The following is a 15518-nucleotide window of genomic DNA, read 5'->3' as shown; positions in this document are numbered from 1 at the left end:
GCCCCTACAAGAGCGCTACAAAGCGGATTCTGTTCACAAAATCATCTTTACTATCGTCTCAATCTGCTCTATGTTAAATAGCATAATGACCTATCACTATCTAAGTAGGCATTCAAAACTTCTTTTTTTGCGACATTTTTCGCCTTTTTAGGTACTTTTACCTATATAAAATTGGGCGCTTTTAGTTATAAAAAACCTGTATCACATAAGGAAAATAATTTATGAGTCAATCGAATACTACGGATATTACGACCTATATGCAGTCTGTCGGCAAGCAAGCACGAGCTGCTTCTCGCGCGCTGGCTGCTGCCAACACTGGCGATAAAAATTCAGCACTCTTAGCCATTCATGATGAGCTGGTCAATGCCAAACAAGACATCTTGGCTGCCAATAAAATCGATATGGACAACGGTCAAAAAAACAATCTTGATAGCGCACTCCTCGACCGCTTGGAGCTAAACGAAGCACGATTTAACGGTATGCTACAAGGTCTTAAAGACGTCGCTGGCCTTCCTGACCCAATCGGTGAAGTCACTGATATGACCTATCAGCCATCGGGTATTCATTTGGGCAAAATGCGGGTGCCACTTGGCGTAGTCGGTATGATTTATGAGTCGCGTCCTAACGTAACCTTAGAGGCTGCCTCACTGGCACTCAAGTCAGGCAATGCTATTATCTTGCGCGGTGGTTCTGAAGCCTTTGAGTCTAACCAAGCCATTGCCAAATGCATCATTAAAGGTCTTAGCCATACTGATCTATCGGAACATAGCGTGCAAGTGCTACAGACGACCGATCGTGCAGCCGTTGGTGAGCTAATTACCATGACTGAATATGTCGATGTCATCGTGCCACGTGGTGGTAAAGGTTTGATTGCACGTATCAGCAACGATGCCAAAGTACCTGTAATTAAGCATTTAGACGGTAATTGCCATACCTTTATTGATAGTGATGCGGATCCTGAGATTGCGATTAAGGTCAGTGTCAATGCCAAAACACATCGCTACGGCACTTGTAATACGATGGAGACGCTACTGGTCGATGAAGCAGTCGCTAATGAGCTATTGCCTAAAATTACTGAAGCTATCGTCGCGGCTGATGACGCAATGCAACTACGCCTTGATGACAAATCACAAGCTATCCTAAATGAAAACGCTAAGCTTGAAGGTCATCTATCAGCGGCCACTTCTGAGGATTGGGATACTGAATATTTAGCTCCTATCCTAGCGGTAAAAGTGGTCTCAGGTATTGATGAGGCGATTGAACATATCAATACGCACGGCAGTCATCATACTGATGTCATCATCACTGACAACTATACCAAGTCGCAGCGCTTCATCCGTGAAGTGGACTCGGCCAGCGTAATGATTAACGCCTCTAGCCGTTTTGCTGATGGTTTTGAATACGGTCTCGGTGCTGAAATCGGTATTTCAACGGACAAAATCCATGCGCGCGGCCCTGTCGGTCTCGAAGGTCTGACTTCACAGAAATGGATTGTTTATGGTCATGGCGAAACTCGTGCTTAATCATACTAGCATCGACTATCAAAACGAGTAATCAGAAACGTCAGCAATTATGCTGGCGTTTCTTCGTTTAAATCATAAATATTTTAGTCAAAGCATTTAAATTATAGGGAGCGGTACGACCATGCAAAGTGGCAAGATTAAGCACTGGAACGAAGATAAAGGCTATGGCTTTATCGATGTAGACAATCAAAGTGAAGATGTGTTCTTTCATATAAGCAAAGCAAGACTGGCGAAACCTATAACGGTTGGTCAAAGTGTCTACTTTAACAGTGCCCGTAACGACAAAAACCAATTGAGAGCCACTGAAGTGACCTCATCTTCGTTGAGCCTTGACCAAGATACTGCATCAGATGTTCCAAGCTATACACCTACTAACGCTAATAGAAATAGCCATCACAGCACTCGTAACTCAAATCGTAGCAATCAAAACAGCAGACCCAATAAAAGAAGCTTAAGCTCTACGCTATTTAGCCTTATCGCTATCATCGCTGTCGCTTTTTATTTCTTTGGCGATTTAAATTCGACATTGCTTGCTGATAACATCGAGTCGACAACGGTATCGCAGGACGTAAATAATACGAGCCAAGTTGCCAGTGCTGGTATAACAGGTGATGCACAGGTCGATAATACGATTGCGCTTATTCAGCAAGGCGGCCCGTTTCCGTATCCAAATAAAGATGGCACGACGTTTTATAATCGTGAAGGCAGACTACCCGCCCAGTCACAAGGCTACTACCGTGAATATACCGTACCCACCCCTGGTGTCTCTCATCGCGGCGCACGGCGTATCGTCACAGGTGGTAACCCGCCTACTGTCTATTACTTAACTGTCGATCACTATGATAGCTTCCAAAGACTACAGGTGCCTTAATATGAAACGAGCTGATATGAAACAAGCGAATACGGACAAAGCCGATATGAATCGAAAAAGTATGCACCAAGCAATCCACTACGTTAATCAAAACCATATTAATCAAGACCACATTAACCAAAACGGTACAGCACTGGGTACTAGCATTCCTGCGCAGGCTGTTACTATAGCCGTCGGTGACACGCTCGAAAAAACTGAGCTATTGACGAGTTTGGCCAAGGCCTGTGACTTCCCCAGTTATTTTTCACACAACTGGGACAGTGCATGGGATTGTCTAACAGACAGTAAAGTAATTCATTTAAGGCTGGATTTGACAGACGTTAAAAGAATAAACACTGAGGACTTCAATGTCTTTAAAAGCATCATTGAGGATGCCTTTAGAGAATTTGGCAAACCACAATTGTGGGTCATCGTGCCATCTGAGGATGAAGCTTATGCGTTAGAAAATTAGTCATTAAAAGCCTATATATTGCAAGCTTGACCGCCGATAGTCACCGATAATTATTCGTCATCATAGAAACCTGAATTCGAGATAAAGCCATATTTATCCCGAATTCAGGTTAATTTATTTTATAGAAAGGATTAACCTATGGAGATTACCTTAAACGGTTATTACACCCTGATATTGGCCACCCTAGTACTGCTACTTGGGCGGTTTTTGGTGCGACGAGTCAAGTTTTTAGAGGACTTTAATATTCCAGAACCAGTTGCTGGTGGTTTGGTCGCGGCGATTGTTGTCTATGCTCTCAATATGGTTTGGGGATATAGTTTTAACTTTCATCAAGGACTACAGACCGCCACCATGTTGATGTTCTTTGCCTCCATCGGTCTGAGTGCTGATTTCAGTAGGCTAAAAGCAGGCGGCACACCATTACTAATTTTTACTATCGTTGTTTCAGTGTTTATTGTATTGCAGGACGTCGTTGGTGTGGCCATGGCAAGTGCGTTAGGACTTGATCCTTTGCTTGGTTTAGTGACAGGTTCTATCGCTCTAACTGGTGGTCATGGTACAGCAGGCGCTTGGGGTATTACGTTAGAACAAGACTATGGCGTGGTCGGTGCGACGACGCTTGGTATTGCGGTTGCTACTTATGGTTTGGTCGCGGGTGGTATCGTTGGTGGTCCTGTTGCCCGTCGCTTGATTAACCGACTTGGACTAAAACCAACGCCAGCCAACCCTGATCCGAGCGATATCGAAAAAGTTGCTGGTGCACAGTCGTTATATAGCACCAAACACGATGAAGAGTCTGCAGGTAGTAATAAAGATATCTTTGAAAGACCTGATAGCATGCGCTTTATTACCGCTTCTTCTACTATCGAAACCTTGGCACTATTCGCAGGTGCTTTGGCTTTTGCCGATGTGATGGCCATCGTTGCTGAAGGTACATGGTTTGAGTTGCCTACTTTCGTCTGGGCACTGGCAGGTGGCGTCATCATTCGCAATGTGCTAACGATGGTCTTCAATTTTGATATGTTTGACCGCTCGATTGATGTACTTGGTAATGCGTCTTTAAGCCTATTTTTGGCGATGGCATTGTTGTCTTTAAAACTTTGGCAATTGACCGATTTGGCAGGCCCTGTACTAGTCATATTGGTCGTACAGACCATCATTATGATTATCTACGTTTACCTGATTACCTTTAAAATTATGGGTAAAGACTACGACGCGGCTGTATTATCAGCGGGGCATTGTGGTTTTGGTATGGGTGCGACACCGACAGCGATTGCGAACATGCAGGCAGTCACTGATCGCTACCTACCTTCGCCTAAAGCATTCTTGATTGTGCCAATGGTAGGTGCGTTCTTTGTTGATATCGTTAATGCCACGATCTTGCAAATTTTTACGAAGTTGCCGTTTATGTAAGCTGGTACTGTCACAGATCAGAACTTAATAGATATCTAGCAAATAACAAATACTATCCATCAAAAAGCCCGCCAAGACTCATCTTGGCGGGCTTTTTTAATTATCAAGTTATAATAGAGTGTTCAATCGAACCCTTTATTTATACTTTTTAATTTCACCACTTTTCACACGAGCTATGAAAGAATTAACCTCTCTTTTCACAATTGGCATCAAGAAGTATAGGCCGATGATGTTAAAGATAGCCATAGCGAACAGAGCCGCATCTGAGAAGTCGATAACGAAGCTAAACTGTACGATAGTACCGATAACAACGAAGATTAAGAAGATAAGCTTGTATATCATCTCGCCGCCTTTACCTTCACCGAAGAGGTAAGTCCAAGCTTTTAGACCATAGTATGACCATGAAATCATCGTTGAGAAAGCAAATAACAATACCGCAACCGCTAGGAAATACTGGAAAATAGGCGCCGTTTCCATGAAGGCTGCACGGGTTAGATCCACACCAGTAAGCGCTTGGGTTTGTAAGTTTGCGGCAGTGTTCACCCCAGAGATAGTAATAACAAGCGCCGTCATCGTACAGATAACAACTGTATCAATGAAAGGCTCTAATAGCGCTACTAGACCTTCAGTAGCAGGCTCTTTAGTTTTTACTGCTGAGTGAGCAATAGCGGCTGAACCAACACCCGCTTCGTTAGAGAAAGTTGCACGTTTCAAACCTTGAATCAACGCACCAATAAAGCCACCAGCCACGCCAGCACCAGTGAAGGCACCCGAGAAAATCTCGCCAAATGCAGTGCCAATATGATTAAAGTTAGCAATCAGTACGATTACCGCCATAGTAATGTATAACAAAGCCATAAAAGGTACGACTTTTTCGGTAACGGTTGCGATGCGCGGCATACCACCAATGATAACCATACCGACTAAAAACGCTAAGCCAATACCAAAGAATACACTGTAATCCGTTGGAATGCTAAAAGTAGAGCTCATCACTGCAAAGGCTTGGTTACCCTGAAACATGTTACCGGCACCAAAGGTCGCCAATATACACATAAGGGCAAAACCAACAGCCAGAAACTTACCTAATCCGCCCATACCACGTTCAGCCATACCGCGGCTTAGGTAGTACATAGGGCCACCTGATACGACGCCAGATGGTAGTACCGTACGGTATTTAACACCTAGCGTACATTCTACAAACTTAGTCGCCATACCAAATAGGCCGACCATAATCATCCAAAAGGTAGCGCCAGGTCCACCAATAGCAAGTGCTGCACCAACGCCTGCAATATTACCAAGACCAACAGTACCTGATAACGCAGTAGCTAAGGCTTGAAAATGGCTGACCTCGCCTTCTTCTTTGTTGGCGGGATTGGGATCGGTATATTTGCCTCTGACAATATCTAGAGACAAGCCTATTTGGCGAAACTGAATAAATCCAAAGTAAAAAGTGAATACGAGTGCGGCAACTAATAACCAACCCACAATAAGCGGGAAGCTGACGTCTCCAAGAGGTACTGAAAAGAAAATAAGGTCGACGAACCAGCCAAATATATTGGACATAAAGCCATCGAGACCTGCTCCAAATGCTGCTAAACCTGATTGTTCTGCTGCTTGCGCAAGAGTCGTGCTGAGTAATAGCATCGTTGCGACTAAAGATTGTTTTTTCATGTAAATCCCTTTAGTGAAAATAATATTTATATAATTATTCAATCAATTACAGCGATACTAATACAAAGTGTAACTATTTATTATAATTTGTATTAGTATTATTACTAAATGTTCAATACTGACTATATACTAATATTTTTGTATAAACAAAGAGATTTACACATTTTTCTTCATTAAACATCAACTTAGCTCCTTAAAATTAATACCAGAACTCAGTCAAGATCACTACACTTATCGAAAAATGTCGGTAGTGATTTTCAAGTTAAACAACAGACTGAAATATAATTAAAAAGAGCTAAATAGCACTACCAATACATGTTTGCGTTAAATTCTCTAATATTTATAAAGAGCAATGACAAAAAAACCGCTAAGCAAAAGCTTAGCGGTTTTTTTATTACCATTCTAAAGTTTACTGATTTTTAGCATAGACTGGTAATTCTGCACAGATAGCTTCTACTTTAGCGCGTACTTCAGTAGCAACCGCTTCATCACCGCGGCTGTCTAGTACGTCACAGATCCAACCTGCCAACTCACCCGCTTGTGCTTCATTGAAACCACGAGTAGTAATAGCTGGCGTACCGATACGGATACCAGAAGTCACGAATGGTGATTTTGGATCGTTTGGTACAGCGTTCTTGTTGACAGTGATGTGTGCTTCACCAAGCCATTTGTCCGCTTCTTTACCCGTCATTTCTTGCTTAACGAGACTGATCAGCATCAGATGGTTTTCAGTACCACCAGAGATGACTTCATAGCCGCGCTCTTGAACCACTTTTGCCATAGCTTGCGCGTTTTTCACTACTTGCTGCTGATACGTTTTGAAGTTATCTTCTAACGCTTCTTTAAAGCAAACCGCTTTTGCAGCGATGACATGCATCAACGGGCCACCTTGGTTGCCTGGGAATACAGCTGAGTTTAGCTTTTTAGCCAGTACTTCATCACGCGCCAAAATCATACCTGAGCGTGGGCCACGTAGGGTTTTGTGCGTCGTCGTTGTGACCACATCAGCGAAAGGTACTGGGTTTGGATAAACACCACCAGCAACTAGGCCTGCAACGTGAGCCATATCGACCAATAGATACGCGCCTACTTCGTCTGCGATGTCACGGAAACGCTGCCAATCAACTACTTGTGAGTATGCTGAAAAACCAGCAATGATCATTTTTGGCTTATGCTCACGCGCCAAGCTCTCTACTTGATCATAATCAATAAGGCCAGTACCGTCTACCAATCCGTACTGTACGGCATTGTAATTCAGACCTGAGAAGTTGATGTGTGCGCCATGTGTCAAGTGACCACCAGCGTCTAAGCTCATGCCTAGTACAGTGTCATTTGCTTCTAGCAATGCTAAAAATACGGCCGAGTTTGCTTGGCTACCAGAATGTGGCTGAACGTTCACATACTCTGCACCGAACAACTCTTTAGCACGGTCAATGGCCAATTGCTCAACCACATCCACATGCTCACAACCACCATAGTAACGCTTGCCAGGATAGCCTTCTGCGTATTTGTTGGTAAGGTCAGTACCTTGTGCTTCCATCACTGCTTGTGAGCAGTAGTTTTCAGAGGCGATAAGCTCTATGTGGTTTTCTTGACGAACGCTTTCTGCGGCCATCGCTTCAGCAAGTACTGGATCAAAATCTTTGATAGAAATATCTTTAAACATAGTGATGTCCTAAGTAGTGACTGTCATTAAAAAACGTCATTGAAAAGAAGCTTATAGCCTGCCCACAATAAAACAACTACTGCGTCAACGTCGCTGAAGTATGCTTGATACCTCTGCACGCTGTTTTTCTGCAGTCTGTTTTATGGTATGACCATTATTGTGAATGGCGTCTATTAGCAAAGATTGAAATAAGAATAAATACAGGCGACTGACCTGTTATTAACTTGACTGATTCGTCAATAAAATCGATGTACATTTGCATCGATATCATCGCGAAAGATTAAGTGTAACATGAAAATTTGTGCTGTGAGCGCAAAAAAACCTCACCTTAAGATGAGCGAATTAAATGACTATATAACACAGATAAATAGCCAATAAAATAAAGGATTTACCCGCTTAAAATTTTCGTCAATATACCTTCTTATGCTGTTTTAGGCATAAAATATTTTTAAGCGTGGCTAGATATAGTCGATTGAATTTAAAAGTAGTACAAGGCAGCCGAGTGTAGATGTGTATTAAATACCTCAAGCGAGGCTAACGCAGTAATATTTTTATAGTAAAGTGATTATAAGAACGCCGGCAGGAACGTTTCACTGATCATTATCTTACGACCATACCAGTCATAACGCGTTTGTCGTTGCCAACCGTCACTGGTATGACTGATAAAACGCTCATTTGGCAAGGTACGGCGACGCTTAAATAATACGTAGCCGATAGGTGTGTTCTTCAAATGCTGCAGACGACGTGACTGACCTTTTAAACTGTTTAAAGGAAAGATGCTCTGTGCTTGCACCCATGGCATTTCATCATTGCCATATAACTGTACTTCCCGTATCCATGCCAGCATTGGACGATTTAGCATCATGCCTCGTACACCCAGCTGCTTTTTTTGACCTAAAGTTAGCAAACGATAGCCTTCAAAGCTGCGTTTTACACGCAGCGGCTGCCCTGCCTTCTCTTCTAATATCGCAGTGAGAGAGCCTTCAGCATTTAGCCAAGGTAAGAGTTCAGTAGGAGGTAGGCCACTGGTAGAACTAAAAGAATCGCTGGTCATAGTTTATGGCTAGTATTTTTTAAAGAGTGTTTAACAGTTAAAAGGTGTTTGCAAATAGAAGCAGAGTTAGTCACAGCTGATTACACTTATGAATTACTGCTATGAGTCACTACCATCAAATTCAGGCATGTTGTCTGCATTAAAAGGCAAAGCTGCAAATGCCTGCTGACGATACTGCGCCATATGTAGCCGATCTCTAGCACAAAAATCGCCAATCGCAGGGACAAACCGCGGATCATAGATACGGTGGAGAGAATGGGTCGTCGTTGGAATAAAACCACGTACCAGCTTATGCTCGCCTTGCGTACCAGGATCAAAAGATATCAATCCTTGCTCAATAGCAAACTCGATACCTTGGTAATAACACAGCTCAAAATGCAAGCTGTCATATTCACCGAGCGCACCCCAGTAACGACCATATAAGGTAGCATTATTATCGCCACCAACATTGTCACCATCAGCCTTGTCGCTATCAGGTCTGTCATACAAGAACAAACTACTCGCGATAATCTCACCACTGGCGTCGAGTGCTTGTGCAAGCATTATATGCTCAGGCATGCTCACTGCCAATGCCATAAAAAAATCTATCGTCAAATAAGGCTGCTGTCCGCGTACTGCATAGGTCATCACATAACAGTGATAAAAAGCCTTCCAATCAGCATCGCTAATAGCATCGCCGCATTTTCGCTGGCAAATAATGCCTTGCTCGGCAACTTTACGGCGCTCAGCCCGAATGGTTTTACGCTTTTTGGCTTTTAAGGTCATCAAAAACGCATCAAAATCTGCAAATGGCTTACTGTCATTAAGCAAGTCTTTGTTTTGCCATAAGAACTGGCAGCCTTGACGCTCAAATATCGGTAGCTCAATAGCAGCTGATTCTACGCCGCTTTCTTGAGCCGCTATCGCATGCTCTACATCAATTTCAGTTGGCATAGAGGTGGTGGCGATAGAGGCAAGCTCTGGTGTCACAAACAGTCCATGCCAGCTTGAGGCGCCCACTTGTTGAGCGATATCATCGATACCTGCGATGGCTGTTTTGAGAATATCTTCATTTAAGGTTTCACCTTTTGCCAACCAAATTCTTTGACCGGTAATCGGTGTATATGGTGCGCTAGTGACCAATCGCGGATAATAATCAACGCCATAGCGTGCATAAGCTTCAGCCCATGCATGATCAAATACAAACTCACCGCGATGATGACCTTTTATAAATACTGGCATGACGGCCACAGGCTGCAATACATTTTCTACCGCGCTATCCGCACTATTAGCAGCATCGGCGACACGATGTACCAAAATAAATATTGGTAGCCACCCTGCCTGCTCACCAATTGCTCCGGTGTCAGTCAACGCTTGCCAAAAAGCAAATGACATAAAAGGGGTATCTGGCGTCTGCCACTCTGTCTGGCTCTGCCAGCTGGTATCATTAATCAGCGCATACTCTAAACTCATATTCACCGTCACTATTATAATCGCGATATATTTATCGATAACCAATCTATTGATGACCTAGACTAGCAAATTTTTACGTCATTGCTGTCACAATTTGCAAAAACTTATCCGTACCCAATAAAAAACCACCAACGATAACGCGGGTGGTTTGTACGACTGCGCTCATGGGCAGTGAGATCAATATAAAACGTCATGAAAAAACAGTAGTTGTATGGAAAAGATGATATCGGAGCCGATGACTGGTAGAATAAGGTTGTTATTAGCTTAGTATAATTCGAAACCATAGGATACGAGCTAAAACAGTATACTTAGTTCATGGTATACGATTGACATCCTATCGGATTTATAGTGGATTGATTATAATGTAGCGTCAGTGATTCACTTTTAGGCAATTTTGTACCGACCGTTAACGTGTTGCCTTTAAATGCTTTTTTCATGAATATTATTAAAAGAAAATGTCTGACCTGTCTTAAAAATTTCTAAGAAGCTACATATGAAGTACTTGTTCTAACCATATCATGGATTATTGCATAGTATCATTGACGCATATTAAACACTATATTTGAGCTTTATTATTAACTACAGCCTAAAGGAAGATCTAACTAAAATGTCAAAAATTATTTATACAAAAACTGACGAAGCCCCAGCGCTGGCGACTCTGTCGTTCTTACCTATTGTCGAAGCATTCACTAAAACAGCAGGCGTTGAAGTTGAAACCAGCGATATCTCTGTTGCAGCGCGTATATTGGCTGAATTCCCTGAATACTTGACCGAAGAGCAACGTGTTCCGGACAACTTAGCTGAGCTAGGTCGTCTGACTCAAGATCCAAATACCAACATCATCAAACTGCCAAACATCAGTGCTTCTGTACAGCAGTTAAAAGCCGCTATCAAAGAGCTACAGAGCAAAGGCTATGCTATCCCTAACTTCCCAGAAGATCCACAAACTGACGAAGAAAAAGAGCTACGCAAGCGCTATGGCAAAAGCTTAGGCAGTTCAGTGAACCCAGTACTGCGTGAAGGTAACTCAGATCGCCGCGCTCCTAAAGCAGTTAAAAACTATGCACGTAAGCATCCACACTCTATGGGTGAGTGGAAGCAATGGTCAAGCACGCACGTATCACACATGCATGGCGGCGACTTCTACGATGGCGAGCAATCTATGACATTAGATAAAGCTCGTACAGTACGTATGGAGTTGTTACTTGATGACGGTACTCAAAAAGTATTAAAGCCTAAAATTGCTTTGCTTGATAAAGAAGTCATCGATCTGATGGTCATGAGCAAAAAAGCACTATTAGAGTTTTATGAGCGTGAAATGGAAGATTGCCGCGAAGCTGGTATCTTGTTCTCATTGCACGTAAAAGCAACCATGATGAAGGTCTCGCATCCTATCGTCTTCGGTCATGCAGTTAGAATCTACTACAAAGAAGCCTTCGAGAAACATGGCGCATTCTTTGATGAGCTAGGTATCAACGTCAACAACGGTATGGCAGATCTATACGACAAGATCTTAACGCTACCAGCTTCAAAACGTGAAGAAATTGAGCGTGATTTACATGCGTGTCAAGAGCATCGCCCACGTCTGGCGATGGTCGACTCTTCAAAAGGTATCACCAACTTCCATTCACCAAGTGATGTAATCGTTGATGCTTCTATGCCAGCGATGATTCGTTCAGGTGGTAAAATGTGGGGCGCTGATGGCAAAATGTATGACTGTAAAGCCGTCATGCCAGAGTCTACCTTTGCCCGTATTTACCAAGAAATGATCAACTTCTGTAAATGGCATGGTAACTTTGATCCAAAAACAATGGGCACCGTTCCTAACGTTGGCCTAATGGCTCAAAAAGCTGAAGAGTATGGCTCGCACGACAAGACTTTTGAGTCTAGCGATGCTGGTATTGCACGCATCGTCGACATTGATACTGATGAAGTATTACTTGAAAAACGTGTTGAGAAAGGTGATATCTGGCGCATGTGTCAGGTTAAAGATGAGCCTATTCAAGACTGGGTAAAACTTGCTGTACGCCGTGCTCGTGAATCAGATACGCCTGTTATCTTCTGGTTAGACCCATACCGTCCACATGAAAACGAGCTAATCAAAAAAGTTAGAACCTATCTAAAAGATCATGATACTACTGGCTTACATATCGAGATTATGTCTCAGGTTCGTGCGATGCGTTATACGCTAGAGCGCGTTGCTCGTGGTCTAGATACTATCTCTGCGACCGGTAACATCCTACGCGATTACCTAACTGACTTGTTCCCTATCCTAGAGCTAGGTACCAGTGCCAAGATGCTATCAGTTGTACCACTAATGAAAGGCGGCGGTTTGTTTGAAACTGGCGCTGGTGGTTCTGCACCGAAGCACGTTCAGCAGCTGACAGAAGAGAACCATCTACGTTGGGATTCACTTGGTGAGTTCTTGGCCTTGACGGTATCTTTGGAGCATCTAGCAAACAACGACAACAATGCTAAAGCTCAAATCTTGGCAGACACGCTAGATACAGCAACAGAAAAACTGCTACTAAACGATAAGTCGCCATCACGTAAAACTGGCGAGCTGGACAACCGTGGTAGCCACTTCTATCTAGCAATGTACTGGGCAGAAGAGCTTGCAGCGCAAGATCAAGATAGCGAGCTAAAAGCGCAATTTACCCCATTCGCGCAAAAGCTAAAAGAGAACGAAGAAGCCATCGTTAAAGAACTTAACCAAGCTCAAGGCAAACCGGTAGACATCAAAGGCTACTACTATGCTGATGAAGAGTTGGCTAAGAAAGTAATGCGTCCAAGCGCTTTGTTTAACGAGACGTTGGCATCGCTATAATTTTAAGCGATTGCTCTTAAACCATTAAGCCTAATCGCTTTTGGGTCTTATACACAGAAGCGATTAAGCGAGTTTAAGTCTTAGTAAAAAACACCTCAACCGTTTTCGAACGTTGAGGTGTTTTTTTGTGTTTTCTAAAAGTTTTATAAAGAGTGAAATAAAAAAAGCCACCTATATAATCAGGCGGCTTTTGATACATAGTAATAAAATAGAATGCTGAGAGCTTAAATAGTCTTAGGCTTCCATATGCTTAATAATCGCCTTACCAAACTCAGAAGTACTCAGTAAGGTAGCATCTGGCATCAGACGCTCAAAATCATACGTGACTGTTTTATTGGCAATCGCACCTTGGATACCGCTAATGACAAGATCAGCTGCTTCCGTCCAGCCCATATCACGAAGCATCATCTCAGCAGACAATATCAGTGAGCCTGGGTTTACTTTATTCTGACCAGCGTACTTGGGCGCAGTACCGTGCGTCGCTTCATAAACAGCGATCGCGCCGCCTTTGTTTGCACCAGGCGCGATACCAATACCGCCTACTTCAGCCGCCAAGGCATCAGAGATATAGTCACCGTTTAGGTTAAGCGTTGCTACTACAGAATAATCTGCTGGACGCATCAAAATCTGCTGCAAGAACGCATCAGCGATGACGTCTTTAATAATAATATCGTTACCCGTTTTTGGATTTTTCATGGTCATCCATGGACCGCCATCTAATAACTCTGCACCAAAACGCCCTGCTGCCAGCTCATAACCCCAATCCTTAAATGCGCCTTCAGTGAACTTCATGATATTGCCTTTGTGCACTAGGGTCACATTTGGCAGATCATGATCAATGGCATGCTGAATTGCTTTACGTACTAAGCGCTGTGAGCCTTCTTTTGAGACAGGCTTGATACCGATGCCGCAGTCTTCAGGGAAGCGAATACTGGTCACACCCATCTCATCTCTTAAGAAATTGATAACTTTTTTGGCATCATCACTGCCCGCTTTCCACTCGATACCTGTGTAGATATCTTCTGTGTTTTCACGGAAGATAACCATATCCGTCAGCTCTGGATGCTGTACTGGACTTGGCACGCCTTCAAACCAGCGCACGGGGCGCTGACATACGTATAGGTCAAGGTTTTGGCGCACTGCGACGTTTAGCGAACTAAAGCCGCCACCCACTGGTGTGGTCAATGGACCCTTGATACTAATGACGTAGTCTTTTAGAATCTCTAGTGTCTCGCTTGGCAAATAGTCGCCGTCATATACTTTCGCTGCTTTTTCACCAAGATACGTCTCCATCCAAATGATAGACTTCTTGCCGTGATACGCTTTATCAACCGCAGCATTGACTACTTTTATCATGACAGGCGTGATATCTACACCGATTCCATCACCTTCCACAAACGGAATAATCGGATGGTTAGGAACATTTAATGTTAGATCTGCGTTTACGGTCACTTTTTCGCCGTCTCTTGGCACGATAACCTTATCATATAACATCGATGATACTCCTTGGTTGTATGTTGGACGTCGCAAGCGAACTAGACACTTTGTTATGCTAACCGTTTTATTATAGTGGTAACGCTCTAAGCGCTTATCGGCTAAGCAAAACTTTGATGAGTACGACACTTGCGACATTGATTTGAACAATGTTGAAAATAGCTCGAAGCTAAAAAATTAAAATAGAGACCCAAATAATGATTGTCGCTTGCAGATAGTAGATATTTCTCTATTAAAAACATCAATACCACTATCAGAATGCGGATTTAGGATAACAGCAAATTTATATAAGCGCTGTCCTACTTTTGTAGTAGGTCATGCGCCATACAGCACATTAAATGTATCACCTTTAGTCTTGTCGCTTAATACTAGCTCTGCATCACAAAACATACGCTACAATGATTCATTGTCCATCACAAACTAGGAAACACCGTTTTATGTCTACTTCTAGTCTCATTCTATTCAACAAGCCTTACGGCGTACAAAGTCAGTTTAGAGATGACAGTAATAACGACCACATCACCCTATCGCAATACTTTGCCGATAAGGCTTTGCGAGTTGCTGGTCGGTTAGATGCCACTTCGGAGGGCTTGCTGATTTTGACCGATGATGGTCGCGTTAATAAAGCAATTACTCATCCGCCAAAAGCCAATGCAGGGCGCAAACAAGGTAAAACTTATTTAGTGCAAGTAGAAGGAATCCCTACTGCTGAGCAACTCAATAAGCTCAAACGTGGCGTGGTTTTAAAAGATGGTAAAACGCTACCTGCTGAGGTCAAACACGTCAGTGAAGAAGAACTACCGATGGTACTCTGGCAGCGCAATCCGCCAATACGTGAGCGTAAAAGCGTACCGGACTCATGGCTAATGCTGACAATATATGAAGGGAAAAATCGCCAAGTTAGACGTATGACAGCGCATGTCGGTTTACCTTGTCTGCGTTTGATACGTTGGTCAGTGGCAGGATTTGAGCTAGGTGAGTTAGCTGTTGGGGAGTTTGTACGTGTTCATCTAACTAGCGAACACTGTCGTCAGCTAGGTATTTCTAGCTAGTTTAGATGGTTTTAAGTTTATATATTGTTGATTAGTTCACACTG

The 15518-nt window shown here is 43.1% G+C and carries 11 protein-coding genes; 6 read left to right on the top strand and 5 right to left on the bottom strand.

Features of this window, described 5'->3' with window-relative positions; translation table 11 throughout:
* Positions 1 to 221: 221 nt before the first annotated feature.
* From QL898_RS01215 to gltS, 4 genes are all read left to right on the top strand, one after another.
* Positions 222 to 1523 carry a glutamate-5-semialdehyde dehydrogenase gene (locus QL898_RS01215; RefSeq protein WP_290175517.1) on the top strand — a complete coding sequence of 434 codons (1302 nt, stop codon included), beginning with the start codon at positions 222 to 224 and terminating at the stop codon, positions 1521 to 1523.
* A 121-nt stretch (positions 1524 to 1644) separates the two neighbouring features.
* Positions 1645 to 2394, top strand: a complete 750-nt coding sequence (locus QL898_RS01210) for a ribonuclease domain-containing protein (protein WP_290175515.1) — start codon at positions 1645 to 1647, stop codon at positions 2392 to 2394.
* A gap of 1 nt (position 2395) precedes the next feature.
* Complete coding sequence (locus tag QL898_RS01205) at positions 2396 to 2845, top strand: barstar family protein (protein ID WP_290175514.1); 450 nt, start codon at positions 2396 to 2398, stop codon at positions 2843 to 2845.
* 138 nt (positions 2846 to 2983) lie between these two features.
* Positions 2984 to 4258 (top strand): sodium/glutamate symporter, encoded by a 1275-nt coding sequence (gene gltS / locus QL898_RS01200; protein WP_057758303.1) that lies wholly within the window; start codon positions 2984 to 2986, stop codon positions 4256 to 4258.
* 135 nt (positions 4259 to 4393) lie between these two features.
* Here gltS and QL898_RS01195 read toward each other — a convergent pair whose 3' ends face one another.
* The 4 genes from QL898_RS01195 to QL898_RS01180 all read right to left on the bottom strand — a co-directional run bounded on the left by QL898_RS01195 (position 4394) and on the right by QL898_RS01180 (position 10101).
* The gene (locus QL898_RS01195) at positions 4394 to 5929 is read right to left on the bottom strand and encodes an alanine/glycine:cation symporter family protein (protein WP_290175513.1); all 1536 of its coding nucleotides are present in this window, start codon (positions 5927 to 5929) and stop codon (positions 4394 to 4396) included.
* 409 nt (positions 5930 to 6338) lie between these two features.
* Positions 6339 to 7595: a serine hydroxymethyltransferase gene (gene glyA / locus QL898_RS01190; protein WP_057758295.1), complete on the bottom strand. Its 1257-nt coding sequence runs from the start codon at positions 7593 to 7595 to the stop codon at positions 6339 to 6341.
* Positions 7596 to 8160: 565 nt separating this feature from the next.
* Positions 8161 to 8649: a chorismate lyase gene (locus QL898_RS01185; protein WP_290175512.1), complete on the bottom strand. Its 489-nt coding sequence runs from the start codon at positions 8647 to 8649 to the stop codon at positions 8161 to 8163.
* 99 nt (positions 8650 to 8748) lie between these two features.
* Positions 8749 to 10101, bottom strand: coding sequence for a peptidogalycan biosysnthesis protein (locus QL898_RS01180; RefSeq protein ID WP_290175511.1), 1353 nt, complete (start codon positions 10099 to 10101; stop codon positions 8749 to 8751).
* A gap of 607 nt (positions 10102 to 10708) precedes the next feature.
* Here QL898_RS01180 and QL898_RS01175 point away from each other — a divergent pair.
* A complete protein-coding gene (locus tag QL898_RS01175; RefSeq protein ID WP_290175510.1) occupies positions 10709 to 12928 on the top strand; it encodes an NADP-dependent isocitrate dehydrogenase in 2220 nt (739 codons plus the stop codon).
* Between the two features lie 234 nt (positions 12929 to 13162).
* Here QL898_RS01175 and icd read toward each other — a convergent pair whose 3' ends face one another.
* The gene (gene icd / locus QL898_RS01170; protein WP_290175509.1) at positions 13163 to 14422 is read right to left on the bottom strand and encodes an NADP-dependent isocitrate dehydrogenase; all 1260 of its coding nucleotides are present in this window, start codon (positions 14420 to 14422) and stop codon (positions 13163 to 13165) included.
* A 437-nt stretch (positions 14423 to 14859) separates the two neighbouring features.
* On the opposite strand from icd, the gene QL898_RS01165 reads away from it, so the two are divergent.
* Positions 14860 to 15474, top strand: coding sequence for a pseudouridine synthase (locus QL898_RS01165; RefSeq protein ID WP_290175508.1), 615 nt, complete (start codon positions 14860 to 14862; stop codon positions 15472 to 15474).
* Positions 15475 to 15518 lie beyond the last annotated feature (44 nt).

The sequence above is a fragment of the Psychrobacter sp. APC 3279 genome (assembly GCF_030407795.1).
In the GTDB taxonomy this organism is placed as follows: domain Bacteria; phylum Pseudomonadota; class Gammaproteobacteria; order Pseudomonadales; family Moraxellaceae; genus Psychrobacter.
The sequence above is the reverse complement of the archived record's forward strand: the minus strand, read 5'-3'. Positions and strand labels throughout refer to the sequence as shown.

Excerpts from the sequence above, each read along its gene's own strand:
- QL898_RS01165 (WP_290175508.1), top strand. The coding sequence starts at position 14,860 with ATGTCTACTTCTAGTCTCATTCTATTCAACAAGCCTTACGGCGTACAA.
- gltS (WP_057758303.1), top strand. The coding sequence starts at position 2,984 with ATGGAGATTACCTTAAACGGTTATTACACCCTGATATTGGCCACCCTA.
- QL898_RS01210 (WP_290175515.1), top strand. The coding sequence starts at position 1,645 with ATGCAAAGTGGCAAGATTAAGCACTGGAACGAAGATAAAGGCTATGGC.
- QL898_RS01185 (WP_290175512.1), bottom strand. The coding sequence starts at position 8,649 with ATGACCAGCGATTCTTTTAGTTCTACCAGTGGCCTACCTCCTACTGAA.
- icd (WP_290175509.1), bottom strand. The coding sequence starts at position 14,422 with ATGTTATATGATAAGGTTATCGTGCCAAGAGACGGCGAAAAAGTGACC.
- QL898_RS01195 (WP_290175513.1), bottom strand. The coding sequence starts at position 5,929 with ATGAAAAAACAATCTTTAGTCGCAACGATGCTATTACTCAGCACGACT.
- QL898_RS01175 (WP_290175510.1), top strand. The coding sequence starts at position 10,709 with ATGTCAAAAATTATTTATACAAAAACTGACGAAGCCCCAGCGCTGGCG.
- QL898_RS01205 (WP_290175514.1), top strand. The coding sequence starts at position 2,396 with ATGAAACGAGCTGATATGAAACAAGCGAATACGGACAAAGCCGATATG.
- QL898_RS01215 (WP_290175517.1), top strand. The coding sequence starts at position 222 with ATGAGTCAATCGAATACTACGGATATTACGACCTATATGCAGTCTGTC.
- glyA (WP_057758295.1), bottom strand. The coding sequence starts at position 7,595 with ATGTTTAAAGATATTTCTATCAAAGATTTTGATCCAGTACTTGCTGAA.
- QL898_RS01180 (WP_290175511.1), bottom strand. The coding sequence starts at position 10,101 with ATGAGTTTAGAGTATGCGCTGATTAATGATACCAGCTGGCAGAGCCAG.